22 protein-coding genes are annotated in these 26,176 nt (G+C 50.6%); 5 read left to right on the forward strand and 17 right to left on the reverse strand.

From position 1 onward, the window contains the following. The first annotated feature begins 6 nt into the window (after positions 1–6). Positions 7–684, forward strand: coding sequence for a DsbA family protein (locus tag NYE33_RS24520; protein ID WP_341067987.1), 678 nt, complete (start codon positions 7–9; stop codon positions 682–684). Between the two features lie 38 nt (positions 685–722). Further along, positions 723–1,139: a disulfide bond formation protein B gene (locus NYE33_RS36580; RefSeq protein ID WP_042136938.1), complete on the forward strand. Its 417-nt coding sequence runs from the start codon at positions 723–725 to the stop codon at positions 1,137–1,139. Positions 1,140–1,216: 77 nt separating this feature from the next. Here the strand turns inward: NYE33_RS36580 and NYE33_RS24525 are convergent, their stop codons facing one another. After that, the gene (locus NYE33_RS24525; protein ID WP_341067989.1) at positions 1,217–3,973 is read right to left on the reverse strand and encodes a CHASE3 domain-containing protein; all 2,757 of its coding nucleotides are present in this window, start codon (positions 3,971–3,973) and stop codon (positions 1,217–1,219) included. A gap of 85 nt (positions 3,974–4,058) precedes the next feature. After that, on the reverse strand, positions 4,059–4,442 hold the full coding sequence (locus NYE33_RS24530) for a DivIVA domain-containing protein (RefSeq protein ID WP_042136936.1): 384 nt from the start codon (positions 4,440–4,442) through the stop codon (positions 4,059–4,061). Positions 4,443–4,632: 190 nt separating this feature from the next. On the opposite strand from NYE33_RS24530, the gene NYE33_RS24535 reads away from it, so the two are divergent. Continuing rightward, a complete protein-coding gene (locus tag NYE33_RS24535; RefSeq protein WP_042136935.1) occupies positions 4,633–5,196 on the forward strand; it encodes a TraR/DksA C4-type zinc finger protein in 564 nt (187 codons plus the stop codon). 34 nt (positions 5,197–5,230) lie between these two features. Here the strand turns inward: NYE33_RS24535 and NYE33_RS24540 are convergent, their stop codons facing one another. Continuing rightward, positions 5,231–5,590: a helix-turn-helix transcriptional regulator gene (locus NYE33_RS24540; RefSeq protein WP_039292873.1), complete on the reverse strand. Its 360-nt coding sequence runs from the start codon at positions 5,588–5,590 to the stop codon at positions 5,231–5,233. A gap of 1,543 nt (positions 5,591–7,133) precedes the next feature. Between NYE33_RS24540 and NYE33_RS24545 the strand changes: the two genes are divergently transcribed. Further along, on the forward strand, positions 7,134–7,703 hold the full coding sequence (locus NYE33_RS24545) for a GNAT family N-acetyltransferase (protein WP_341067990.1): 570 nt from the start codon (positions 7,134–7,136) through the stop codon (positions 7,701–7,703). Positions 7,704–7,829: 126 nt separating this feature from the next. Here NYE33_RS24545 and NYE33_RS24550 read toward each other — a convergent pair whose 3' ends face one another. Then, the gene (locus tag NYE33_RS24550) at positions 7,830–8,486 is read right to left on the reverse strand and encodes a general stress protein (RefSeq protein WP_341067994.1); all 657 of its coding nucleotides are present in this window, start codon (positions 8,484–8,486) and stop codon (positions 7,830–7,832) included. A gap of 111 nt (positions 8,487–8,597) precedes the next feature. Further along, positions 8,598–11,090 (reverse strand): ATP-dependent helicase HrpB, encoded by a 2,493-nt coding sequence (hrpB, locus tag NYE33_RS24555; RefSeq protein ID WP_341067996.1) that lies wholly within the window; start codon positions 11,088–11,090, stop codon positions 8,598–8,600. A 117-nt stretch (positions 11,091–11,207) separates the two neighbouring features. Between hrpB and NYE33_RS24560 the strand changes: the two genes are divergently transcribed. Further along, entirely contained in the window at positions 11,208–12,248 is a 1,041-nt protein-coding gene (locus NYE33_RS24560; RefSeq protein ID WP_341067998.1) for a hypothetical protein, read from the forward strand. Between the two features lie 67 nt (positions 12,249–12,315). Here the strand turns inward: NYE33_RS24560 and NYE33_RS24565 are convergent, their stop codons facing one another. The 12 genes from NYE33_RS24565 to rnc form a co-directional block, all read right to left on the reverse strand. Beyond that, the gene (locus NYE33_RS24565; protein ID WP_341068001.1) at positions 12,316–12,714 is read right to left on the reverse strand and encodes a DnaJ family domain-containing protein; all 399 of its coding nucleotides are present in this window, start codon (positions 12,712–12,714) and stop codon (positions 12,316–12,318) included. Positions 12,715–12,778: 64 nt separating this feature from the next. After that, positions 12,779–13,168 (reverse strand): GIY-YIG nuclease family protein, encoded by a 390-nt coding sequence (locus tag NYE33_RS24570; RefSeq protein WP_042136930.1) that lies wholly within the window; start codon positions 13,166–13,168, stop codon positions 12,779–12,781. A gap of 56 nt (positions 13,169–13,224) precedes the next feature. Then, positions 13,225–14,019: a DUF2087 domain-containing protein gene (locus NYE33_RS24575; protein WP_341068746.1), complete on the reverse strand. Its 795-nt coding sequence runs from the start codon at positions 14,017–14,019 to the stop codon at positions 13,225–13,227. A gap of 147 nt (positions 14,020–14,166) precedes the next feature. Continuing rightward, on the reverse strand, positions 14,167–14,511 hold the full coding sequence (locus tag NYE33_RS24580; RefSeq protein ID WP_042136929.1) for a DUF1801 domain-containing protein: 345 nt from the start codon (positions 14,509–14,511) through the stop codon (positions 14,167–14,169). A 36-nt stretch (positions 14,512–14,547) separates the two neighbouring features. Beyond that, on the reverse strand, positions 14,548–15,240 hold the full coding sequence (locus tag NYE33_RS24585) for an epimerase (protein ID WP_341068003.1): 693 nt from the start codon (positions 15,238–15,240) through the stop codon (positions 14,548–14,550). Positions 15,241–15,453: 213 nt separating this feature from the next. After that, positions 15,454–16,263 carry an SDR family oxidoreductase gene (locus tag NYE33_RS24590; RefSeq protein ID WP_341068005.1) on the reverse strand — a complete coding sequence of 270 codons (810 nt, stop codon included), beginning with the start codon at positions 16,261–16,263 and terminating at the stop codon, positions 15,454–15,456. A gap of 185 nt (positions 16,264–16,448) precedes the next feature. After that, complete coding sequence (locus NYE33_RS24595) at positions 16,449–17,315, reverse strand: transglutaminase family protein (RefSeq protein WP_039307438.1); 867 nt, start codon at positions 17,313–17,315, stop codon at positions 16,449–16,451. Then, positions 17,312–18,265, reverse strand: coding sequence for an alpha-E domain-containing protein (locus tag NYE33_RS24600; RefSeq protein WP_076244892.1), 954 nt, complete (start codon positions 18,263–18,265; stop codon positions 17,312–17,314). The genes NYE33_RS24595 and NYE33_RS24600 overlap by 4 nt, the downstream gene beginning before the upstream one ends. Positions 18,266–18,323: 58 nt before the next feature. Then, positions 18,324–19,787: a circularly permuted type 2 ATP-grasp protein gene (locus NYE33_RS24605; protein ID WP_042136925.1), complete on the reverse strand. Its 1,464-nt coding sequence runs from the start codon at positions 19,785–19,787 to the stop codon at positions 18,324–18,326. A 731-nt stretch (positions 19,788–20,518) separates the two neighbouring features. Then, positions 20,519–21,517, reverse strand: coding sequence for a signal recognition particle-docking protein FtsY (gene ftsY / locus NYE33_RS24610; protein ID WP_042136924.1), 999 nt, complete (start codon positions 21,515–21,517; stop codon positions 20,519–20,521). Positions 21,518–21,663: 146 nt separating this feature from the next. Beyond that, the gene (smc, locus tag NYE33_RS24615; RefSeq protein WP_042136922.1) at positions 21,664–25,233 is read right to left on the reverse strand and encodes a chromosome segregation protein SMC; all 3,570 of its coding nucleotides are present in this window, start codon (positions 25,231–25,233) and stop codon (positions 21,664–21,666) included. A gap of 231 nt (positions 25,234–25,464) precedes the next feature. After that, the gene (rnc, locus tag NYE33_RS24620) at positions 25,465–26,169 is read right to left on the reverse strand and encodes a ribonuclease III (protein WP_039307426.1); all 705 of its coding nucleotides are present in this window, start codon (positions 26,167–26,169) and stop codon (positions 25,465–25,467) included. Positions 26,170–26,176 lie beyond the last annotated feature (7 nt).

The raw sequence follows: 26,176 nt of genomic DNA on the forward strand, positions 1-26,176 counted from the left end.
TTTCATTTGAAAAAAAATACGTTGCTAGTTACTGTTGTTGTTGTGCTGGCTGTCTTCTTCTCGGTTATGGGAGCCGCAAAAAGCTCACAAAGAAGTGAACTTGAGAAAATCCCGTCCTTGATGGACGCAGTAGGACAAATCACATTAACTCCAGGAGATTTCAAACTCGATAAGCAGCCTTCGATGGGTGATCCCAGTGCTCCAGTAAAGGTTATAGAATTCATTGATTATAAATGTCCTTCTTGCAAGAAATGGGATGCGGAAAGCTTTCCAAAATTCAAGCAAGAGTTTATTGATACAGGTAAGGTGCAATTTTTCGTCATAAACTTCCCCTTTCTAGGGCCTGATTCCATTGAAGCCGCAATGGCTGCAGAGTCCATTTTCCAACAAGATTCCAATAAATTTTGGGAGTTCAAAGTGCAATTGTACAGCTATCAAGGAAAGGAAAAAAACGTGTGGGCTACTGAAAAACTCCTAAAAAAAATTGTCAGTGAAAATATTAACGGAATTGATCAGAAGAAATTTGCAGCAGATTTAGAGAATCACACTTATCTTCTAAATGTTAAAGAGGATTTTAAAAAATCAGCTGCCAATGGAGTATATGGAACCCCTTCATTTATAGTCAATGGCACTTTAGTCAAAACAGATGATCTCAGCGAAAAAATCGCTCAAATGACTAAATAGCTTTCATTGGCAGACTCATTGTATGAAAGGAACCGCAGATGAAGCTAATCAAAACAGAAGGCTATTTTCTAGCCATAACGGTCTCTATAATCAGTGTAATCAGTACTATTTACTTTATAGCTGTCATGGGTTTTAAACCTGGCATCTTATGCTGGATTCAGATTGTACTAATGATATCAGTAATGTTTTCACTCGGACTTAAGTATAAATACAAACCTCAGCAGTGTAGAATCTATAGTATAGCTGTATCATCGACTGGTGTAATCTTCTCAATCTATCATATAGTAAAGCAAAAAATGAGCAGTATACCGTCTCAATGTGTAATTGGGAAATCTGCATGCAATGAAGAATACTTAAATATATTCGGTTTTATATCAATTCCCACTCTTGCACTTCTTGCTTTCTTTAGTATCGTCTTATTTCTTTATTTATCTTGTGAAGAAAAACAAACATAAATAACTCTAATTAAAAGAGCCGGGAAGAAACCAATAAATGGTTTACTTCACGGCTCTTTAGTATGCAAAATCAACTTCTATACGCCATCCTGGATCCACCGGCACATCCGGCTGACTACATCTTTCATTACTACAGGCTTGCTTATGAAATCTGTTGCTCCTGCAGTCAGACAGCGTTCACGGTCTTCCTTCATAGTCTTGGCTGAAATCGCAATGATCGGAAGCTCTGTGAGTAATAGTTCTTCCCGGATAATCGACAAGGTATCGTAGCCATCGAGATTCGGCATCATGATGTCAAGCAATACAATATCCAAGTCAGGCTGTTCTCTGACCATCTGCAGACACTCGTAACCTGTCTGGGCAGTGAGGATATTCATTTCATAAGGCTCCAGGCCCTTCTGCAGTGCAAAAATATTACGTGCATCATCATCTACAATCAGCACAGTTCTGCCCTGAAGCTTCTGGAACTCCTTTTCAAACAGTAAATCCTTGCTGTTGACCTGCGTCTCCCACCGGACAGACTCTGCCTGTTCAGACGCTGCTGCAGCCTGGGTCTGCCCCGTGAGGCTATCAGGCTCTTCCCCGCTGTCCAGCTCACGGCATGGAAGATAGAGCGTGAACGTGCTGCCTGCACCCTCTTCACTCTCCAGGCTGATATGTCCGCCCAGCAGCTTGGCTAACTGTAGCGAGATGGATAGCCCTAATCCGGTTCCTCCGAATCTGCGCGCAGTCGTCCCGTCAGCCTGACGGAAGGCCTCAAAGATCAGTTCGCGGTTCTCCGCCGAAATGCCGATACCCGTATCTTTTACAGCAAAGGACAGTAAGGATTCATTCATGGCGTAATTCATATACGAGTAGGAATCCAGCTTATGGACATCCACAGAGACTGAGCCATGCTGTGTGAATTTGAACGCATTGGACAGCAGATTACGCAGGATCTGATGCATCCTCATTTCATCGGTGAAGAACAGATCGGGAACCTCCGCGCCGATGGTCACCTTAAATTCTAAATTCCTTCCCTCAGCGAGCTTACCGAAATAACCCTGCAGCAGGGACGGCAGCTCAGTAAGATTAACGGCATCCATTTCCACCAGCATTTTGCCGGCTTCCACCTTGGAGAGATCAAGAATATCATTAATCATACTCAGCAGATCACTGCCGGAATTGTAAATTACTGAGGCATACCCCTGTTCTTCTTCTGTCAATGTATGATTGCGGTTCTCCGTAAGCAGCTGTGAGAGAATCAGCATGCTATTGAGCGGTGTGCGCAGTTCATGTGACATATTGGCCAGAAACTCCGATTTATAGCGGGAGCTTAGCTCAAGCTGTTCATTGTACCGCTCCAGCTCTATTGCTGCGTTCTCTGCCACAGACTTCTGATCCTCAAGCTCCTTGTTCACTGTCAGCAATTCACTGGTCTGGTTCTGCAGCTCCTCAGTCTGTACCTGAAGCTCCTCCGACTGTACCTGCAGCTCTTCGGATTGCACCTGCAGCTCTTCATTCATAACCTGTGAATCATGCAGCAGCTTCTGAATCTCCATCCGTGTCATTACGGAATTGACGGTCACGCCCATCATTTGGAGCAATTCATCCAGCAGCTCGAAGTGATAAGGAGCCCACCGTGTAAGCGCAGCAACCTCCAGCACCGCCACCGTCTTGTTCTCAAAAACAATCGGAGCGATGACCGCAAACCGCGGAGCCGTCCTGCCCAGCCCGGAAGAGATATAAACATAATCCTCCGGCAGATGCTCGATAATGTTAACCCGCTGATCCAATGCGCACTGACCGATCAAACCCGCTCCAGGCTGAACGAGATCTCCGCTTAAACGGGCTTCCTTGTTCTCGGCTCCCGCATAGGAGTACCTCCGCTCAAAAAGCTCATCCCGGTTAAGCACAAATATAGTGGCGTACTGCATTTCCAGCATCAGCGACAGGCGGTTGATAAAGATCCGGCACAAAGCAGCCATATCCGTCGTTTCCTGCAGTGCAATAGACATCGAAGTAAGCTGTTCGCTGTTCCACTGATCCCGCTGCACAGTGTCCAGCAGGCCATTGGTCGCTTCTCCCAATTCATAGATCTCATCAAACGTCTTCACTTTGATGCGCTCTGACTTATTCCCTCCGCCGGCTATTTCGTTTATGGCCCGGATCACACTGTGCAAAGGATTCACAATGCTGGCTGAGAGCAGATAGGTAATGAGTGAGGCTAATAGGGCTACGAGGCCCCAAAGAATGTACATCGTAATGAGTAGCTTATGGTTGCTGTCCTTTAGATTGTTAATACGCTCATTGGTAAGCGTGCGTTCAATATCGCGGAAGTAATCGGATTGCGAGCGAATCGCATCGATCACAATTTTACCTGCATCATTGCGAAAAAAAGCACTTACAGTCTCATCCTGGCCATTCCGCTTCAGATCAACTACATATTGGCCGGCCTCATCGATCCATTTCTCAATATTATCTGATATGTTATTCAGGTTCCCCACTTGCTCCGGATTATCTATAATCAGACCGTTTAGCTTCGCGAAATTAATCCGCCATTCTACAAGACCGTTGTTATATGGCTCCAGGTAAGACTCGTCCCCGGTAAGGGCGTATCCCCTTTGCCCGGTCTCCATATCCAGTACATTTTTTTCAATTTGATATGTAAGTTCATGAACCTCGATATCATGGTCACTCAGAAACACGGTTTCTTTCTCCAGGCTGGTAATCCTGTTGGAGACGATAACCAGAAACAGCCCCAGCATTAATAAAATGATGACATATCCAAGTGCGATTTTGCCACGGATCTTCAAGCTCCACGCATGCTTCTCCGGCAATGGTCCAACCCCCATCTTGCGTTATAATATACTGCATTCCCTATAATTGTAAAGGCTGGAGCAAAGGTTAACAAGCAGACCGGTTTCCAGGTGTGCAGCCCTACAAATATCCTTCTGTGCGCGGCAATCTGTCCTTGAGCTGCCGTACATTGGCTTCCAGTTTAATAATAATTTCTTCCAAATCCAGCGGATCGATCCCTTTGATAACCGGAGCAGGTGCTGTTGCTGCCTTGGTCTCGGCCTTCAACTCCTTCATTTCAATCTGCTGCTCCTGCCACTTATCCATCAGATCGGCAATGGTAGCATAGAACCGCTCATAATCCTTAATTACACTATCCAGAAACGTATCCACTTCCTCGGCATCGTAACCGCGAAGCTTCATGCTGAATTCCTTCTCATGAATAGTAAGTGCATCCAGGGTAATTCCGAGCTGGCTGAACAGCTTTCTTTGCTTGTCCAACCGGCGTTTCATATGTTCGTCCATTTAAGTAACCTCCAAAGTTATGCTGCATTCATCCGGCAGTAATTATTATAACAGGGTGAAAGCAACCTGAAAACATCACTAAAGTTGCATTTCAGCAGAACGGAGCCTGCTGATTGCACTCCGGGACAATAGGGTAAGGAAAGATTACAACAGTATAACTACTACACACACCCGAAAGGAAGATGACCCGATGAGCCACTTATCAAAATCAGAGTTGACTAAGCTCCGGCAGCTACTTGAGGAGCGCAAAACAGAACTGGAACAGCATTTCTCCAGCAACGGGGCTGAAGACAGCCTGCTGGGTGATTCACTCACACTCTCTACGGGAGAACTCTCTTCAGTCGATAACCACCCTGCCGATACAGGAACCGAAACGTTTGAACGCAGCCGTGACCTGTCCATCAACACTTCACTTTCTGAAGAATTAACCGATATCGAAGCTGCCCTTCAGCGGATCGAAGACGGTACTTATGGAATCTGCGAAATCAGCAAACAAGAAATTCCTTATGAACGTCTTGAAGCCATCCCCTACACCCGTTACGCCGTTGAATATGCCCCGTCCAGCCGGAATTCGGACGTGCGTCCCGTGGAAGAAGAAGTCATGACTCCGCCGCCTTCCGGCGCGGGCCAGGGACGGCAGGAGCATAGCGGGAGATTCGATGATGCCGGAGCCTGGGAAGCTGTCGAGGATTACGGCAGTGCAAGCTCACCTGTCACCACTCCGGGCCAGGATACCGAAGAAGAGGATTCCTGAGTTACGGGCGGAATAGCGATCCAATAGATCAGCTTCAGAAGTTGTCTGCTACCGCCTTATTCAGTATCCCCAGACAGCGGTCCAGATCAGTCTTTACCTGTTTTTTGTACAGCTTGGCCTTCTCCTCCCCGTCGGCAGTGAAATGGTATAGAACAATTTCCTGGAAATCAACTTTGGGATCACTGCCCTTTAGCTGCTTCGTGCGGTAAAGTATCCCCTGCTGCACTAATTCATGCAGCGCACGGTAAATTTCACTTTGGGGAGGAGAATACCCATACGCTTTGAAATCTCTCCGCAGATCCTCCAGCATCTGATAACCGTATCCTTTGTGCTGTTCCACCATAGTAATCAGATATACCTTTATAAACGCCCGCTGGGCAATCATAAACGCCATAGGACACCTCCTGGGTGTTTTTTTGATATGGATTCTTTGATATGAATTGTTTGATAGGGTTGTTTACAGTTTGTTATGACTTACTTGTATCCCTAGTATAAACCCTATTTCCCATCATTCACAACAAGTAATGCCCAAGTAAAAATTCAGGATATCGGAAGGGTTTGAATTAAAGGTTCCTTTTTCCGGTTCGAAAAGTTTGATAGGTACGTGGCTAGTTTGGTCTAAGGAGTGTGAGTGGATAGGTATGTGGTGGCATTTTTAGTATTTCTATTGTGAATTTTTCATATGATGAATTTGCAGAATTATAGCGATTAAGTTAGCAAAGTGGCCTTGCTTGCTCAAGCGGACTGACATTCCGTTATCTTGTTCATTTGAGTAAAAATCGGGGCATTTCAGAATGTTTAACGGAATCACTCAGTCCGCATGCCCCTGTATTTAGCCAGAATTAACAGCGGAATCTCAGTCCGCATTACAGTTGATTAGTCATGAAGAGCCCGCAAAGTTAAGGGTGACGAAATATAGAATTGGTCAGTTCCATCTTGATCACCCTAAGAGGTCGGGTATTTCATGTTTCTTGCATCTGGATACCTGTACTGACTGGACTTATTCATTATGAATTTTTAATTTGGGAGTTTATTTATAGGGATCTATTTATTGAGAAGTTATTTAAAGTAAATATAGATGGTGAGATTTTCAATCTAATCAAACTATTATGAATTTTTCACATAGTGATATTATATCAACAAGTTTTTTGGTTTTTTTCTTTGGTCTTCTGTTGGTCTTCTGCTGGTGTTCTGTTGTTCTTTTATTGATCTTCTGTTGGTTTTCTGCTGGTGTTCTGCTGGTGTTCTGTTGTTCTTCTGTCAATCCACTACTGGTCTACTGCTGCTCTACATTGAGTTATTTTATCCATTTGATTTCGTCCTTCTTTTTTATTTTAATTAGCCGGGTTTAGTTTGTGTGTGTTCTTGGTCTGTTTTTGTTTGTGTGTCTTTCTCGTCTGTTTTTCTCCATCTGTTTTTCTTTGTATGTTTTTCTTTGTATGTTTTTCTCGTCTGCTTCCCTTGTCTGTTTGTGTTCTTTGTTTGGTACTTTGCTTTTTTTTAATGCTGGAGTTTCTAATGTGAATTTTTCATGTATTGAAATTTCACTTCACTTCACAGATTTATTGTTGTAAATGCAACATAAATCATGTACTATTTTTTTACCACCCTGTCAAAATAATATTGCGGGCTGCAGCAGACACGGCAAGATTACACGAGCGAACAGTCCTAAATGTTGTACAAATTGCAACTTGTATGTTTTGATCCAAGGTGATTCGTAAAGATTGTTGTATGAAATACAAGAATCGACCACGCATAGCCGCTCAAACACAGGGAAATGCTGCTTTTTCTACAACAATTTTCGAATATACTCTATATTCTGCCGGGAATGATGTATTTCGTGCAGGATTTCAGTTAGTGTCGTTAGTCTCTGAAGTTCAGCCTATACAGGGTAGTTGTAATAACGGAAGAATGTTTGAGATAAGGAGGAATCATAAATGAGTATAACTATAACAAAGTGCTCGGCCGGCGATTTGGGCTTGCTTCAAGACATTAGTGTTGAGACCTTCAGGGATACATTTGAGCATCAAAATTCAGCGGAAGTTATGCAAGCCTATTTAGAGAAAGCCTTTAACCTGGAGCAATTAAATACTGAGTTATCTAATAGCGCTTCTGAATTCTATTTCATCTACTCCAAAGGCGAGCTTGCCGGGTATTTGAAGGTAAACACGAATGAGGCCCAATCTGAAAATATGGGTAACCATTCGCTTGAAATCGAGCGGATCTATATCAGGAGGCCTTTTCACAATCAGGGACTTGGAAAATATCTGATTGATAAAGCCATAGCAATTGCGGTTGAGCGGAATATCGATAAAATTTGGCTGGGCGTGTGGGAACGAAACGGGGGTGCGATTGCTTTTTATACAAAAATGGGGTTTGTCCAGACCGGTACGCATTGTTTCTATATGGGTGATGAGGAACAGACTGATTATATAATGACCAAAACGCTTAACAGCACCGCAGCAGACGGTACAAAAATCACTTCAGATAAGCCGGGAAATTCATAGACCCTACGGACTCTTAGACGATATCTGCTTTATATCCCTCCCCAAAGCAAAGACTGCCCCAGGCCAAATGCTCCTGTAAGGCAGTCCTTGTTATTATTTATAATCATGTTGAGCCAATTTGCTCATTTAGAATTTATCGCGGTTATAGAGATCCGGATCGCTGTCGGCGTTCATCGCGCCTCTGTTGCCCAGCGTGTTGCCGACCCTTGTATCCTCAGGAATAATATCGGGATTCGTAGGTCCACGGTCTGCCAATGTGCTGTTTACGGTATCGTCGGCATAAAGGCTGTCATAACGGCTTGCGTTAAGGGAACTGTTGCCACGGAAAACATTATGGATATCCCTGCCCCGGCCGTTGTCGTCAACGAGGACGAGGATTTTGCCGCTGTCCACGTATCCTTCGTAATCACGCGCTTCATCCTCCGGAATGCCGAGTCCGATTAATCCGCCCACGAGTCCGCCTGCACCTGCGCCGATTGCAGCACCTGTTAAAGTGGCTACAATGGGACCTGCTGCGAGAATCGGTCCTATCCCCGGGATAGCGAGTGCGCCGATTCCTGCAAGTAATCCTGTGATTCCGCCGACTACGCCCCCGGTTGCCGCTCCTGTTGCTACCCCTTCCGGCGCCATCGTTCCTGTATCCTCGGAAATGCTTTTTAAATCATCACGATCCCGTGTAATTACTGAAATATCGTCGTTAGTGAACCCTTGGCTCTGCAAACTTTCAATTGCTCTGGTCGCTTCTTGTTCTGTGTCGAATACACCTACGATTTTATCTGTCACTTGAAGCCCTCCTTCGAAATTGTCGTTCGCTATTGTATTACCCATTCACAGGTGTGCCAAACAGCGATTCCAATTCTTTGCGGGTTAATTTGCGTTAATATGCAAGAATGTTTATTTTGACGGACGGGTGCGGTTGGTTGGAATAGCCTGCAGCGGATCATCCGGCCAGTAGTGCTTGGGATAGCGGCCTTTCAAATCTTTTTTGACCTCAAAATAAGTGCCCTGCCAGAAGCTGGCCAGGTCTGAGGTCACCTGCATCGGCCTTCTGGCCGGAGACAACAGATGCAGCAGCACCGGAATCTTCCCTCCGCCAATCCTCGGCGTATCGGTCTGCCCGAACATTTCCTGCAGCCTGACGGCCAATACCGGAGATCCCGGATTGCTGTAATCCAGTGGAATACGCGAACCGCTAGGCACGGTAATATGTGTGGGCGCTTCTCTATTCAGCGTCTGCCTGCTGTTCCAGTCCAGCATACTCTCCAAAGCCTGCGTCAGATTCACACGCTGCAGATCGCGCAAATTGCGCATTCCGTGGATATACGGGGCCAGCCACTCGTCCAGGGTATCGCACAGCGCAGCATCGGACATATCCGGAAAGTCCGCCCGCAAGGTATGAAGGAAGCCCATCCGCTGGCGCAGCTGGAGGGTTCCCTTGTCCCACGGCAGCCGTTCCAGCCCTTCTGCAGCAATCACTTTCAGCAGTACGTGTTCCGTCTCTTCTGCGGTTGCGCGTTCATGCGTCGTCTCCTTCAGGATGAGCGCGCCCAGCCGGGTTACTCTGCGCGCCTTCACGCTTCCGCTCTCGTTGTCCCAGTAGACTTCGCGCTCTTCAAGAAGGCTGTCCGCATGATGCTTCAGCAGATCCTGCTCGGAGAGCTCTGCGGCAAGCATGATCCGGCTCTGCCCGGCACGGTCATCCACGCCGGGCGCCACAATATAGGGCGAGCGCGCCAGCGGCTGGCCCTCGCGCATCGCCGCCCCCCGGCCACCGGAGAGGAGAAACGCGCCATCGCCGCGTTTCTGCCCGATGCGGTCGGGATAGGCGAACGACAACAGCAGCCCGCTGAGGCTGATGTTGTCAGGCGGTCCGCCCGGCGCTGCCTGCAGCTGCGCCAGGAAGTTCCGGCTCTCGCGCTGCACCGCGCGAAGGGCCGCCGGGTCCGCTCCGCCGCCGGCAGCGGAGCGCCCGGACCCGAGCAGCGCCTCCACGCGCAGCGTGAGGTCGCTGCTTAGTGCCGCGGGACCCTTGAAAAGGTCCCGCTCCTGCAGCAGCGCCGCGAGCAGTGCCGCGAGCGGCGCCGCTGCAAGGTCTGCCGCGCGCAGCAGCATGTGCGCGATGCGCGGGTGCGCGCCGAGCGCGGCCATGCTGCGGCCGTGCGGCGTAATGGCGCCGCCGGCGTCCAGCGCGCCGAGCTGGCGCAGCAGCGCCGTGGCCTGCGCGTAAGGCGCGGCAGGCGGCGCATCGAGCCAGGCGAGCGCTCCGGGCTCCGGCACGCACCACAGCGCCAGCTCCAGGGCAAGCTGCGCCAGGTCGGTCTCCATAATCTCCGGCACGTTATCGTCCGGAAGGCGGTCATGCTCCTCCCGGCTCCACAGCCGGTAGCACACACCCGGCGCCGTGCGGCCGGCCCGGCCGCGCCGCTGATCCGCCGAGGCCTTCGAGACCGGCACCGTGGTCAGGCGCGGCATGCCGGTGCGCGGAGAGAACACCTGGGTCCGTCTAAGACCCGTGTCAATCACCGTGCGCACACCTTCAATCGTCAGACTGGTCTCGGCGATGGATGTCGCCAGAACGACCTTGCGTTCTCCCGGTACAGCCGCTGCGACCGCTGCTTCCTGCATCTGCTGCGGCAGCTGGCCGTAGAGCGGACGCAGCACAGTTCCCTCCGGAAGACCTCCGGAGGCCAGCTCCTGCTCCGTCCGGCGGATCTCCCGTTCGCCCGGCAGGAAGACCAGTACATCCCCCGGCTGCTCGGTAAGTGCCCGGCGCACGGCTGCGGCCGCCGCTAGCTCGGGATAGATCTTGTCGGGGCCCGGTACATACACCGTTTCAACCGGATACGTCCGTCCCGGACAGTTGACTACCGGCGCCCCGCCAAGCAGAGCCGATACCCGCTCACCATCCAGTGTCGCCGACATCACCAGAATGCGCAGATCCTCCCTCAATACACTCTGCGCTTCGAGCGTCAGCGCCAGCCCCAGATCAGCATGCAGGCTCCGCTCATGAAATTCATCGAAAATCACGAGTCCGACATCACCTAGCGAAGGATCGCTTTGCAGCATTCTCGTTAATACACCTTCTGTAACCACAACAATACGCGTATTCCTGCCCACCTTGGTATCCATCCGCATCCGGTATCCGACCGTCTGACCGACACTTTCCCCGAGACAGGAAGCCATATAAGCCGCCGCCGAACGGGCTGCCAGACGTCTGGGCTCCAGCATGAGAATGGTTTTGCCGGCCAGCCAAGGCTCGTCCAAAAAAGCCGGAGGGGTCCCTGTGGTCTTACCCGCTCCCGGCTCGGCGATCAGTATTGCTGCAGTAGTATCTGTAAGTATTCTTTTCAGGTCAGGGAGCACCTGCATAATTGGAAGCTGCTTCATTTCATCTCTCCATCATCCGCTACAAATTAGGTATAATTGGAATTAACACCTTTAATCAGCTATATCCATTTCATTATCTTGGTCGAAACCGGCCCGGATATCAAGGAGTTCAGCCATATGAAGATTATAAAAGTGATCAGATTCATTTCTATGTCAGTTTTGGCGTTAAATGCACTAAGCGGGTGTACGCCAAAAGATACCGCCAACTCCCCCGTTTACGCCAGCAGCCAGACCTTTATTCCTGCCGTGCATCCCGTCCCGGAGCCCACGCCCGTTTTTTCGCCGGAAGCCCAGCCTTATGCAATGTCAGTCTCTTCAGGGGACAAAGTTAAGCAGCAGCTGCAATTCATCTTTCATCATGGTTTTCTTCTGCGAGACGGCAGCCTGGAGACACAGATTCCTTCTAATTATAGCTCCGCGGATACTGAACTGTCCCCTCATACGGAATTGAAGCTTGAGAGACTCTACGCTTCTACCGCGGATACAGGCACGCAGTCATTCCTTCTCGCAAGCATCGTTTGGCCCACTAACAGTATCGGCAGTACTTTGGAGCAATGGCTGTATAGTTATGAACCCGGGAGAGGCTTCACCCTGCTGTGGTCATTGGCAGATGAGCAGCCCGCTGCGGCGGCCACACAGATTGACGCGTACACGCTGCAAGTCAAGCTGGCAAAATACGGACTGACGCAGAATCTACGATTGCTGGATGAAGATATCCTCCGTTTGAAGAGCAATTCTTCTCTGCCGAATCCGCTCAGCCAGTCTGATCTGATAGATATAGGTACACCTACTGCTTACAGCCTGCAAGAGAACGGAACAGATCCTTCCTCATCATGGATTGTTAAGAGACTGGTCAATCTCGAATCCGCGCCTTTTATAGTTGGGAATCTATATACTGAGTTTGAGTTGAAGGGCGGGTCTGCCAGCGTGAGCCGGGCATTCCTCTCCAGTTATGCCAATCTGGCAGAAGGAGTTGTCCTTGACCGCATACTGATAGACAAGCTCCACCTTCCGTCAGACTCCGCAGAACTCCATTCTGCCTTAGCCCAAGCTTCTACTCTTAATACGAATCAGTTGGTCGAGGCAGTCCTGGCACTCGCTGAGCAAGGCATCATTCACGAAGAGCGCGGTTTCTATATCTATACTCCTCTGCCGTAAAACTCTTCAATGTAATATAGATAACAGCCCCCAGTTCTTCGAACTGGAGGCTGCTCCTACATATTCCTTACTCGTCCATTCCTTCAAGGCGCTGCCGGATCTTATCGCCGTAATCCATATAAGCCGCACTGCCGTCCAGTCCGCGTTCCTGCAGCAGGACCTGAAGACGCAGGCGCTTGAGGGACAGCCTGGATTCCAGCTCCTTGCGTTCGCCGCTATCGCTGTTCCCGCTGCGATGGCAGGCGGCCAGCAATTCTTCCAGGGTTACACACTCCGCACGCAGAGAGACTTCCTCCGGGAGCAGCCCTGCATTCTTCATGATCTTGTAGGACACCCTCAGATCCTCAGGCACTCCCGAGAGATCCTCCAGTTCCAGCGGCTTGCCATGCCCCGGCAGATTGGCAAACTCTCCGCTGCGCATGGCCTCCTGAATTCTCTGTTCTGCAAGCCAAGATAATATAGCCATACACCCCGCTCCATTCGCCAGCACCTGCTGTTTGCCCTTATTTTAGCACAGGCGCTGATGAAATTCATTCCCGGTTTACCTTCTCCTTATGATAACCCCGCTCCCCGTAAGGAGACAGCTGCTCCAGCCATTTGGTCTCCAGCTCCGGCAGCATTTTGCGGTATTTCTTCAATTCCTGTACATCTGCCACGAAATCTTCTTCAGGCTTAATCTGCTCCAATACCTCAAAACAGAATCCGGCCTCACCATATTTATTCCAATCGGCCTGCAGCTCCTTGTTGTCATGGTTGTTGATATCCAGCATGAACTTATGCTTGTTCCAGACCCCGTCGAGATTCAGGCTGCTTCCTACATACGCTTTGTCGTTGCCGGTATTTACAATTCTGTATACCCCCATCGGCCTGTGCGTGTGCGCATAATTATATCCCAGCTCTTTGCGTCTTGATTTATCCATTCTCTTGTCTCTCCTTCTCATCTGCGTTAGCTTATCTATTCTTCCATAAGCTTCTGCTATAATTTCACCCAGTAGCTGCTTCCGTCATCTTCGCGGTCCAGCAGTCCGTAATCGATCAGGTAGCGCCGCAGCGTCACATAATCGGGATAAGCCGATTCCAGCACGGCGTTAATTTCTTTCTCACTGTACTCGCGTCCCGTCTCAAAACGCTGGATCAAATGCCGCAGAATTGCCGCTTTGCGTTTCTGTTTCTTCGGGAACTCTGACAAGGGGCCGTCCAGGCCCTGTTTGAAATATGCACCCAATATCTCGGTATTCTCCTGTTCAGTAATGGCGAACCGTTCATCAACCATCACAGCCGTACGCGGAATACTGACAAAAGGGGATGAAGCCCCCGGCTTCTCTTCGGCCAGCTCCATTACAGCCAGGAACAGCCTGGCCTGCTTCACCTTCTCCCTAAGGGTGAACCGGTGATTGCGGACGGTGGACGTGCTGCCGATTCCCAGCTCTTTGGCAGCTTCAGCGTCACTGAGGCTTTGACGGAAGGCCTGCAGCAGACCCTTCTGCAGCTCCGTTAATCCGGTCAGCTTCTTATCCAGCGTAAGCAGCCAAGTGAACATCCCCCCATGCGTGCTCTTTACATGCAGGCCTGCGAACCTCTCAGCTTCATAGAATCGGTCCCCATCCTTATAAATAATACCCTTCTCGAACTGCTCACCGCAGACCAGACAATGGAACACAGCCAGGTGTCCGTCACCTTCACAGGTATAGCCCTGCTTCAATTCTGCAATGGAAGCATTCCAGAATTTCTCCGAAATCCGGATCGCTTCATTTCCTTCTGACAACTGGATCACCACATTCTTTGTTTGTTTTTATATAGACATAATATCATTACGTTTGTTATTTTACAACTATCTAATTAGATTGTTTGTTAAAAAAAACACCGCCAATCATGGCAGTGTCTCTGTATCCCGGCTGTGGTTATTTGATTATTCGTTCTATAATGAATCCGAGGCTTGTTTCAGCAAGGAGGACAGCAGTTCATAATCGACAGTCTTGCCCTCCGGCAGCTTGGTTGTCAGACGGTCCCCGCTTCCCGCTTCGAATTGGCCTTCAGGTACCTCCAGCGCTGCTGCATTGAATATGGAGAAGCTCACCCAGCCTTTGGCGGTGGAGATTACAGCTGCATATTTCCCGTTTTTGAGAAAATGCGGTTTGCCATACTGAATCCGTTCCGTCACGTCAGGGATAGTTTCTTGAATCACTTGACGCAATTTAGAGCATATCTCCGCTTGCCAGGGTGCTTTGATTTGAGCAATGAAATTTGTAACCTCTTCGTTCATGGAATCACCTTTTTCTGGAGGATGTGATGCAGGCTCTTACGGTATGGCTATAGCAGCAATATCCCGGTTCTCCACAATATCACGGTCATGGCCCCGGCTCACAATATGAATCATGGCCAGTCCCAATTCCTGCAGAGTTACGGCATACCCCGGAAATAAGGCGCGAAGCACGGGGTACATCCATCCAATAGCATAATAATATTTATGTGTGCGGGTCAAGCCCGGAGTAGGCCGGATAAATCCCGGACGAAAGAAGTAGGTTCCCCGGAACGGCAGCTTGCGCAGATCATTCTCTGTCTTGCCCTTCACTCTGGCCCACATACTGCGCCCTTGTTCTGTACTATCCGTTCCCGATCCGGTTACATAGCAGAAGACCATTTCCGGATTCACGGCAGACAGCTGCCGGGCCACATGCATCGTAAGATCATAGGTCAGCCTGCGGTATTCCTCTTCCTTCAACCCGACCGATGATACCCCAAGACAGAAGTAACAGGCATTATAGCCCGCAAGCTTGCCGCTGATGCTGCTGAGATCATAGAAATTCTCATGGATTATTTCGGTTACTTTGGGATGCGAAATGCCGGAGGGACGGCGGTTGATCAGCAGTATCTGTTCCACCTGAGGATGCGTAAGGCATTCATGCAGCACGCCTTCACCCACCATACCGGTAGAACCGGTAATGATTGCACGGATTTTGCCTCCTGCTGTTATAGGTTGGGATGATCTCATATATTCGCCTGCTTTCTGTGTAACAACCTGCACAACTGACTTCAATGCTATATCAGCCCGCTCAGTTTCTTTCCGTTTAGTATCATCATCGCGGTTAGGCCATTCAATTATAATAAAGCAGTCACATAAAAAACAACCCTGTCCAGATCACGCGGATCTTCGGACAAGGTTATTTTTTACAACCTATTTATACAAGCTATTAATACAAGCTACTCAAGATAACAATGACTCCGCTCCATCAATAACAATCTGTGCACCGGTAATATGGATCGACTCATCCGAGGCCAGGAAAGCCACCAGATCAGCCACGTTCTCAGGTTTACCCGGACCGTCTGCGAGCGGCTGTGCACCTTCGGGGAATTCAATCGGAATCACAATCGATTCCACATCCTCATTGAACTCTGTGCTTTCATCGATATTCGTGGATATTGCTCCCGGGCAAATGACATTCACGCGGATTTTGAACTTGGCCAGCTCCAGTGCGGCCATCTTCGCAAACGCCACTTGGCCTGCCTTGGTAGTACTGTATGGTGACCAGCCGAAGCTGGCGAACCTGCTGTTGCCGTTAATGGAGCTGGTGATAATGATGCTGCCTTTGCCTTTCTCCTTCAGGTGGGGAATGCTGTATTTCAGTGTCAGGAAGGTACCGGTCAGATTGACTGATATGGTTTTCTCCCAATCACTCAGGCTCAGCTCCTCAATCGGACCGACCGCTCCGTTAATGCCGGCATTCGCGAAGACAATATCAAGCCCTCCGAAATGCTCCACTGTCCTGTGCACCGCTTCTTCCATCCGGACGGCATCCGAAGTATCCACATCAATGGCTAATGCGCAGTCTTTGCGCAGCTTGTTCAGCTTCTGCTCCAGGATCGAGGTACGTTCATTCACCAGATCGAATAAAGCCACATTCGCACCTTCGCGTGCCATCTGAATCGCAGCCGCTCTGCCGATCCCCGAGCCCGCACCTGTAATTATGGCTGTTTTCCCGAGAAAACGCTGTTTTTTAGCTATATTTGGGCTCATATGTACACTCTCCTTCCGTATCGTCCATCTTCATGTGAATGGCTCTGTTTCAAGATTACCCATTTGAGCCTGGATTATAATCATTTTATGCAAAAAATTGCACAAAACTTGTGCAACTTGCACAGGTTAATCACACAATTACAATAAGAAAGGACCCCACCATTGTGAGGCCCCTCCTGTTGTCTTTAATTATCCAGCCGCCGGACATCCACTTTAACAGTAAGGGTGCCCGCTACCCCGCGGTAGACGCCTTTGACCGGAACAATATCCTTGTAATCCCGTCCATGTCCAAGCTTGATATACCGCCAGCTGACTTCAACATTATTAGTCGGATCGAAGCCCAGCCAGCCCGTTCCCGGAATATGGGTCTCTACCCAGGCATGCGAGGCCTGTTCGAAATTGGCATTGCCCCCCTGCAGATCGCCGACAAAATGATACCCGCTCACATAACGCGACGGCAGCCCTACACTGCGGCAGACAGCAATCATCAGATGCGCATAATCCTGACAGACCCCGCGTTTGAGCTTCAGCGCTTTTTTGACTGTTGTGTTTACGCTGGTCGCTTCAGGGTCATACGTGAACTGTTCATAGATCGTTGAGGAGAGCTTCTTGGTCCACTCATACATATCCTCGGCTTCCTCAAAAGGATGCTGTGATGCAAACTCCACCAGCTCAGGCGTCACCTCGGTATACCTTGTCGGCAGAATAAACTCCACATAGCGATTCTGGAACTTCTCGTCATTAAGCAGCTTTACCTGTTCCTCCAGCGGGATATGCGGCAGGTCCGCACCCTGGGCTTTATCGAGCGTCACCACCGTCGCTTTGGTATGAATCACCATCTCCGTATGAGGCTTGTTCACTGAATAGGCATGGACGCGGTTGCCGAAGAAATCTTCATAGGTCAACAGATTGGCCGGCGGATGCACCTCCACCTCATGATGGTAACAGGATTGGCGGTAGTTGGTGCGCGGCGTCAGCCTGACCTCATTGACACTGTCCGTCACCGGCTCCGAATAAGTGTAGGTTGTCGTGTGATTGATTTGGATCTTCATACCGAGACTCCTTCACGGCGAAAAAATGCACCCTCCATCGTTTTGCCGAGCTTCTGGCAGGATAACATCAGAGCCTGCAGAACATCCTCGACTAAGTCACCGGACATTTCTTCCTTCTCCATATAGTCAAGCTCGGCTTTGATCTTCCCCGCCTGGCGGATGACCTTCTCATGCCCCGAGCCCTTCTCGGAGCTATCCAGCTCCAGCTTAGCCAGATGCTCCTCCAGCTTATGGAAGGAGAATCTTATGGAACGCGGGAAATGCGGATTCACAATCAGGAATTCCAAAATGCATTCCGGCGACATATCATCCGCGTAATAACGGCGGAATGACTGATATCCGCTCACCGATTTCAGCACCGCTTGCAATTGCGTATAGATTGAATTGATATCCTTCGATTTGCAGGATACCGTTACTGCCTGAAGAATACGCGTTGTATTCTCCGCCCGTTCCAGGAACCGGCCGCTTTCAATGAAATGCCATTCGTTGCCGCGAAGCATCACCGATTGTTCTGCTCCGAGGAACATGGCGGCGCGTTCTTTGATCTGCTGATAGAACTGGTGGGGGCTGCTCATAATATCCGCTACCGACTGCTCACCAAGCCATAGATTGAAGCTGTTGGCTATATCCCACAGCTCACTAGGCAAATGCTGGCGCAGGGTGCGCAGATTGTTCCTGGCCTGATGCACGCAGGAGAATAATGAATTCGTATTACCGAGATCCAGTGTGATGAAGGACAGCACATCCTGCTCGGCGAAGCTCTCGAATTGCTGCAGATATTCATTCCGGACACCAAGCGCATCAATCAGTCTCGACCACTTATGGCCCTCCGCCTGGAAATCCTCTTCCTGTTGAATATGATAATGCACATCGATCAGCCTTGCATGATTCTCAGCCCGTTCTATATACCGGCCAATCCAGAATAAAGCCTCCGCATTGCGATTCAGCATCGTAGCCACCCCTTCACCTTACATATTGATGCTGCATTATTGGTGAATCCATATCACGTTAGGCCATTACCCAAGTGTCCTTCACTCCGCCGCCTTGTGATGAGTTCACGACCAGCGAGCCTTCGCGCATCGCCACCCGGGTAAGACCGCCGGGAATCACATGGGGCTTGCGGTCAGCCCCCATCAGCACGAATGCTCTAAGATCAATATGGCGCGGCGCCATGGACGCTCCCGACAATACCGGTGCACGGGACAGCGACATTATGGGCTGGGCGATATACCGCTCCGGTTCCGCCAGAATCTTGAGCCGGAAATCCACCAGATCCTGCTTGGTTGCCTCGCTTCCGATCAGCATGCCGTATCCGCCGGAGAGCGAAGTCTCCTTCACCACCATTTCGGACAGATTATCCAGCACGTACTGCCGCTCCTGCGGCCGGGATAACAGGTACGTTGGAACATTGCCCAGAATCGGTTCTTCATTGAGATAATAACGGATCATATCCGGCACATACACATACATGGCCTTGTCATCTGCGACGCCGGTTCCTGGTGCATTGGCAATTGCGATATTCCCGGCACGGTAGGCATTCATTAAGCCGGCAACCCCAAGCAGTGAGCTGGGCTGAAAAGCCAAAGGATCGATGAAATCATCATCTAAACGGCGGTACAGTACATCCACGCGGCGAAGGCCATTCATTTCTTTCAGGTAGATCTTGTGGTCCTGGGCTACCAGATCCCGTCCTTCTACCAGGTGGATCCCCATTTGCTGAGCGAGAAAAGCATGCTCGTAATACGCGGAGTTATACTCGCCAGGGGTCAGCAAAGCGATCACCGGATCTTTGGTGCGCGAAGGGGAAAGGCTGCGAAGTACCGACAGGAACCGGTTCAGGCTGTGATCCACATCGCGGATAGAGCTGGCGAACGATAATTCGGGAAAGAGCTGGTTCATAAGGGATCTGCCTTTGAATAAATAGGAGAATCCGGAAGGCGTACGCAAGTTATCTTCAAGCACATAATACTCACCGTCATGATGGCGGATCAGGTCGATCCCCGAGGTAGTAACGTACGCACCGCCAGGGACCCGAAGTCCAGTCATTTCCGGCCGGAAATAGCAGTTGGATATAATCATCCGCCGGGGTACAATCCCGTCCTTCACGATATATTGCTCATGGTAAATATCATGAATGAACAGGTTAAGTGCTGTAATCCGCTGCACAATGCCAGCTTCAAGCCGCTCCCATTCTGCCTTAGGAATGATCCGTGGAATCATGTCGAAGGGAATTGTCCGCTCCATCGGTTGATCCTGTGCCGGGTTGTAGAGTGTAAAAGTAATGCCTTCTTCCATCATCCGACGCTGCATCAGCTTCTGCTTGCCTTGCAGCTCTTCGGGGCTCATCCCGGAAAACATGCGGTTCACATGCTTGTAATGAGGCCGGATACTCCGTTCATCGGCATACATTTCGTCGTAAAAATGCTGCAATGGATACGGAGCTACACCGGGCAAAGGATCTAGTTTGGACATGAGCCCGACTCCTCTCGGATCAGTGTGGTGTGTAAAGTTTGTTGACAAATTAGCTTAATTTTTAGGATTTTTTCATGAAAATATTAAATACTAACTTCATAATACGTAAATGATAATGTTCATGTCAATATATATAACAGCAAAATGGAGTTTATGAACCATCCCGCATGAATGGAATCGCTTCCTTTCTCTTAAAGATGCTTTGGAGGCGTGCTAATGGGAATCATACATCAAATTGTATGCAGGAGCGCTGACAAGCAGTACTATTATGAAATTTTCATATGATGTTATTTTATAGTGTTTTTGGTAAAACAACAGCCGTTCCTTCTATTTAAATGTGGGCGGGCTGCTTCCTGCCTTAAAAAAGTGGGTTCGATCACTTCATGCCTTAAAGAAGTGAGTGGGCTGCTTCATGCCCATCACCTAGATGCGGACTGAAATTCAGCTATTCTTGCAAATTCCGGCGATTTGCGGAGCATTCGGACTGAGAATCCCTTATATGACTTCTAACGCCTCATTGTCAGCTCAAATGAACAGGATAACGGAATCTCAGTCCGCTTCACTATCAAAAAGCGGTTGTTTCAGGAAATAAGCTCCTCTCAGGCCGCTCCCCATACTGGCTGCAGCTTCCCCTTGCTTTCCCACACAAAAAAGCCCCCAGGGCATTTTCGCTCCCTGGAGGCCTTATAGATTACGTTCATATTGATGCAGTAGCAGTTGAGACCCGGATATTACGCTTGTCCTTCGGTCTCTTCCTCTTCGGAGATCATGCCTGCGAACAGGGCATGCACGAACTGGTCGGAATCAAACGGCTGGAGGTCTTCCATCTTCTCGCCCAGACCCACCAGCTTCACCGGCAGATTCATCTCCTGGCGGATGGCTACTACAATCCCGCCCTTCGCGGTGCCGTCCAGCTTGGTCAGCACCAGCCCGGTCACGCCGCTCTTCTCTCCGAACAGCTTGGCCTGACTCAGTGCATTCTGGCCGGTCGTTGCATCCAGCACCATTAGTACCTCATGCGGGGCACTCGGTATTTCGCGCTGAATGACCCGGAAGATTTTGTTCAGCTCTTCCATCAGATTGCTCTTGTTCTGCAGTCTGCCTGCGGTATCACAGATCAGTACGTCTACGTTACGCTGCTTGGCAGCCTGTACCGCATCGAACATAACAGCTGCCGGGTCAGAACCTGCCTGCTGCTTGATCACATCCACGCCGGCACGCTGGCCCCAGACCTCAAGCTGTTCAATTGCTCCCGCACGGAAAGTATCGCCTGCCGCCAGCAGCACCTTCTTGCCTTCCTGCTTATAACGGTGCGCCAGCTTGCCGATCGTTGTAGTCTTACCGACCCCGTTCACGCCTACGAACAGAATGACTGTAATGCCATCCGGGTTCTCGTTCAGACTGTTATCGTCATCGCCGCGCAGCAGCTCCATCAGCTTGCGGGAGAGAATCGGCTGCAGCTCTGCAGCATCCTCGATCCGCTTCTGCTTCACTTCGATGCGCAGCTCTTCCACCAGATTCATTACTGTATTAACGCCGACATCGGCACCGATCAGAATCTCTTCCAGCTCTTCATAGAATTCTTCATCTATCTTTTTGCGGCGGATGATCAGATCAGAGACCTTCTCAACGAAGCCCTTGCGGGTCTTCTCCAGGCCGTCGCGGAATTGTTTCGTTACGCTTTCCGTTTTGCCGGAGATGCTTTCTTTCAGTTTCTTAAAAAAGCTCATAGTGTTCCTCCTAGATTTTTGTAAGGATCAACTCCATAGATTTCGCTTCGTACAAAAATAACTTCGTAAGCCTAAGCTTAAGTTTTATGAAGCGATACTGCTTAGAATTACTCCGCATTAAAACCCGCTTCGTAAGCATCTGCCTATTAGGCAATTTCCGCCTCTTCATCCTCCAGCCGCACCGATACGAGCTTGGATACGCCGCCTTCTTCCATGGTCACGCCATAGAGAACATCGGCTTCCTCCATCGTTCCTTTGCGGTGGGTGACTACGATAAACTGTGTCTGCTCCGAGAACTCGCGCAGATATTGGGCGAAGCGCACGACATTGGCTTCATCCAGCGCCGCTTCCACTTCATCCAGTACGCAGAACGGCACCGGCTTAACCTGAAGGATCGCGAACAGCAGCGCCATAGCGGTCAATGCGCGTTCCCCGCCGGACAGAAGCTGCAGGTTCTGCAGTTTTTTGCCCGGAGGCTGAGCAACAATATCAATCCCCGTATCCAGCATATGCTCCGGATCAAGCAGCATCAGGTCTGCCCGTCCACCCCCGAACAGCTTTGAGAATACCGTGCCGAATTCACGGCGGATAGCATCAAAGGTCTGCTTGAAGCGTTTGGACATTTCCTCTTCCATCTCATGAATGACATGATACAGCGTAGTTTTGGCTTCGACCAGATCATCTTTCTGTCCGCTGAGGAAGGTATAGCGTTCATGCACCCGCTGATACTCTTCAATGGCGCCCAGGTTCACCTCACCCAGTCCGGAGATGCTGCGCTTCAGACGCTGTACTTCCATCTGCGCTGCAGGCACATCCTCGGGAACCGGATAACGCTGCTTAGCCAGCTCATAGCTTAGTTCATAATCATCGCTCAGCTTGCGCAGTATATTATCCAGCTCCACATCCAGCCGCCCGACGGCAACCTCCGTTGAACGGAGCTTGTCTTCAACCCCTTTAAGCGCCTGCCGCTGGTCTTTGGTCTCTCCTTCGGCCAGCTCCAGCTTGCGAGAGATCGCGGTACGGTCGGCACGGGCCAGGTCGAGCTTCGCTGAGGTATCTTCCTTCTTTAGCCGTAGGCTGTTCACATCTTCCTTCTGCTTCACAGCTTCGCGTGTATTCTCTTCGAGATCCTGCTCAATGGTCATCAGCAGGCTGCGGCTCTGCCGCAGCTCTTTCTCCTGCGAGCCGGCATCCTGTCTCATACGCCGCAGCTGTTCCTCCAGGGAGAAAATCTCCTGGTCCAGCTTCCCTTCCGTAACCTTCATGCCTGTCAGCTTACCCTGCAGCTCTTCCTTGGCGGTTTCATTTGCCTTACGGTCAGATTCGGCATTCCGGATAGCCTCGTGGGCTTCCTTCTCTTCCTTCTCCAGCCGGGCAAGCTCCGCCTCCGCCTGCTTGCGGGTCTCTTCGAAGCCGCGGACCTCATTCTCGAATCCGCTGCGCTCTGCGCCAGCACCCTCTACCTGCTCCTTGACGTGGCGAAGCTCCTGCTCCAGCTGCTTCAGATCACCGGATACCCGCTGCTCTTCCAGACGTTTCTCGTCACCGTCATGCCGCAGCTCTTCCAGCTTCTGTGCCGCTTTGTCCTGCTCGGCGCGCAGACGGAGGATTCCCTGCTTCAGCTTGGCGATCTGCTGCTCGCTCTCTTCAATCTCGCCGAACAATTGGTCCAGCTGCCGTTTGCGGCTGAGCAGACTATTGTTCTTCTTATGCTGGCTGCCCCCGGTCATCGAACCGCCGGCATTGACAACATCTCCTTCAAGCGTTACGACTCTGTACCGGTATTGGCATTTGGCCGCAATGCGGTTCGCCTGCTCCAGGCTCTCAGCGATAACCACATTCCCCAGTAAACTCCCTACAATGCTAGAATACTTCTCTTCGAAACCAACCAGCTCAGAACCGATCCCGACAAACCCCTCGGCACCTTCCACCATACTGCGGTCACTGCCGGTAATCTGCCGGGGCCGGATTACATCCAGCGGCAGAAAGGTCGCCCGTCCCAGCTGGCGCTGCTTCAGGAAAGCAATCGCTTGCCGGGACACGGCTTCGTTCTCCATAACAACATGCTGCAGTGAAGCGCCCATGGCCGTCTCGATAGCCATTTCGAGCTTCTCTGGAACGGAGATTAGTTCAGCAACCGCGCCGTGTACACCGGTTAACTGTCCTTTGCGGGCACCTTTCAGCACTTCCTTAACCCCAAGCATGAATCCGTCAAAATCATCCTGCATTTCCTTCATCGTCTCATGCCGGGAGACCTGGGCTTCGCGTTTCTGCTCCCATTTACGCAGGCCGCTTTGCGTTTCCTCCAGCAGCTTCTGCCGCTTACCGGTCTGCTCGCTCTCCGTAATGTACGCACCGCGCAAAAGGCCGATTTCCTTGCCGAGTCCGGCAATCTTATCCTTAAGCCCGCTCTGGGCAGAGGTCAGCTCCTCCAGCCGGGCTGTCCATTTGCCGCTCTCTTCCTGGCTGCGGCTCATCCGCTTCTCCAGGCTCTCCTTCTGCTGATCCGCATAGCGGATTTCATTGCGCGCCTGAGCCATCAGGTTCATCAGCTCGAGCAGCGCACTCTTCAGCTTCTCTTCCTTGCTCTGGCTGATGCCCCCGGCAACACCCTGCAGCCGGGATTCTTCATCAGCCAGCTGCAGACGCAGTTCCTCCAGCGCCTGCCGGGACTGCTTCAGCTTATGCTCAAGCTCCGCCAGCTCACGCTGCCGTCCCTCCGAACGCTCCCCTACAGAACCCAGGGTCTGCATCAGCTGTTCGCGGTTGTTCTCCAGGTTGCGGCGGCGTTCCTTGAGGAGCTCTCCGTAGCCTTCGCTCTTCTCGTTCGCTTCGCTGTAGTGCAGCAGCTGCTCCTGCAGCTTCTCCACTTCCTGCTCCAGGCTCCGCAGCTCGGCTCGGCCGCTCTCCAGCTTGGCGTCATGGGCGGAGACTACCGTTGACAGCTCAAGTTGTTCATTCTTCAGCAGCTCAAGCCGTGTATTGCCTTCCTGCCAGGCCGTATGTATGCCTTCAATCTGATGCACATACACCGAGATCTCGAGATGCTTCAGCTGCTCACGCAGTTCCTTGTAACGGATAGCCTTCTCAGACTGATCCTTCAGCGGCCCCACCTGATCCTCAAGCTCACTGATCAGGTCATGAATCCGCAGCAAATTCTGCTCGGTCTCGTCCAATTTGCGCCCGGCGTCTTTTTTGCGTGATTTATATTTAACAATCCCCGAAGCTTCTTCAAATATCCCCCTCCGGTCTTCAGAACGGGTACTGAGTATCTCTTCAATCCGGCCTTGTCCAATAATCGAATAAGCCTCGCGGCCGATCCCGGTATCCATAAACAGCTCTGTGATATCCTTCAGCCGGCAGGCTTGCTTATTGATTAAATATTCACTTTCTCCGCTGCGGTGCACACGGCGGGTAACCGTAACCTCGCTGAAATCCAGCGGCAGTACATGATCCTCATTATCCAGCGTAAGGGAGACCTCGCCGTAATTGACCGCTTTGCGGGCGTCACTTCCGGCAAAGATAATATCCTCCATTTTACCGCCGCGCAGTGATTTGGCACTCTGCTCGCCAAGCACCCAGCGTATGCCGTCAGAAATATTACTTTTGCCGCTTCCGTTCGGGCCGACTACGGCCGTAATTCCGCGCACAAATTCCATTTCCGTTTTGTCGGCAAATGATTTGAAGCCCGCTAATTCAATCCGTTTCAGAAACATAACTCGCCTATCACCTCTAACCCATTATACCATAGCGTTTCCTTGCCTAAACACCCCCACAAAGTGGTGCACTCGCTTCGATGTTTACTCAAGTACTTTGCGGGGACCCCAAAACATTTAATTTCTGATATCTCGAAAAAGAGCAGCAAAAGTCTGACTTCCGCCTAAACGCCGGCATTCAGACCATTGCTGCTCTACTCCGCTTGCTCAGCTTTGCTGTTCAAGTCTACCTCAGGCACCGTCTTCCTTCAGACGCAATAACGCCGCTGCCGCTGCCTGCTGTTCCGCTTCCTTCTTGGAACGGCCGCTGCCGCTGCCCAGCGATCGGCTGGCCATGAACACTTCAGATACGAATTCGCGCTCGTGCGCCGGTCCGCGTTCTTCAATAATCCGATATTCCAGCGTACCCATGCCATGATGCTGTATCAGTTCCTGAAGCTCTGTTTTGAAATCGCTCATCTGCATTTGCAGCTTACCATCGGTTTCGACCAGCGGGAAAACGTGATTATCCAGAAACTTCCGGGCCGTTTCCAGTCCCTGATCGAGATAAAGCGCTCCCACGAAGGCTTCAAACACATCGGCCAGCAGAGCCGGGCGGGTACGCCCGCCCGTAAGTTCTTCCCCTTTACCCAGCAGCACAAACCGTCCGAAACCGAGCGTCTCGGCAAACCGGACCAGCGACGGCTCGCATACAATAGCGGCACGCAGCTTGGTCAGTTCCCCTTCAGGCCTGTCCGGGAGCAGATTGTACAAGTATTCGGACACCGTAAGCTCCAGCACAGCGTCACCCAGAAATTCCAGGCGCTCGTTGTCCTGATGCTGATTGAAACGGTGTTCGTTCACATAAGATGCATGGGTAAAAGCCTGCTTCAGAAGTACAGGATCGTGAAATTGGATTTGAAGTTGGCTTTGTAACTGCTTCAGGTCTCCTTTCACTGCACTG

Origin of the sequence: Paenibacillus sp. FSL R10-2199 (assembly GCF_038000235.1) — a bacterium.
In the GTDB taxonomy this organism is placed as follows: Bacteria; Bacillota; Bacilli; order Paenibacillales; family Paenibacillaceae; genus Paenibacillus_AQ; species Paenibacillus_AQ phytohabitans.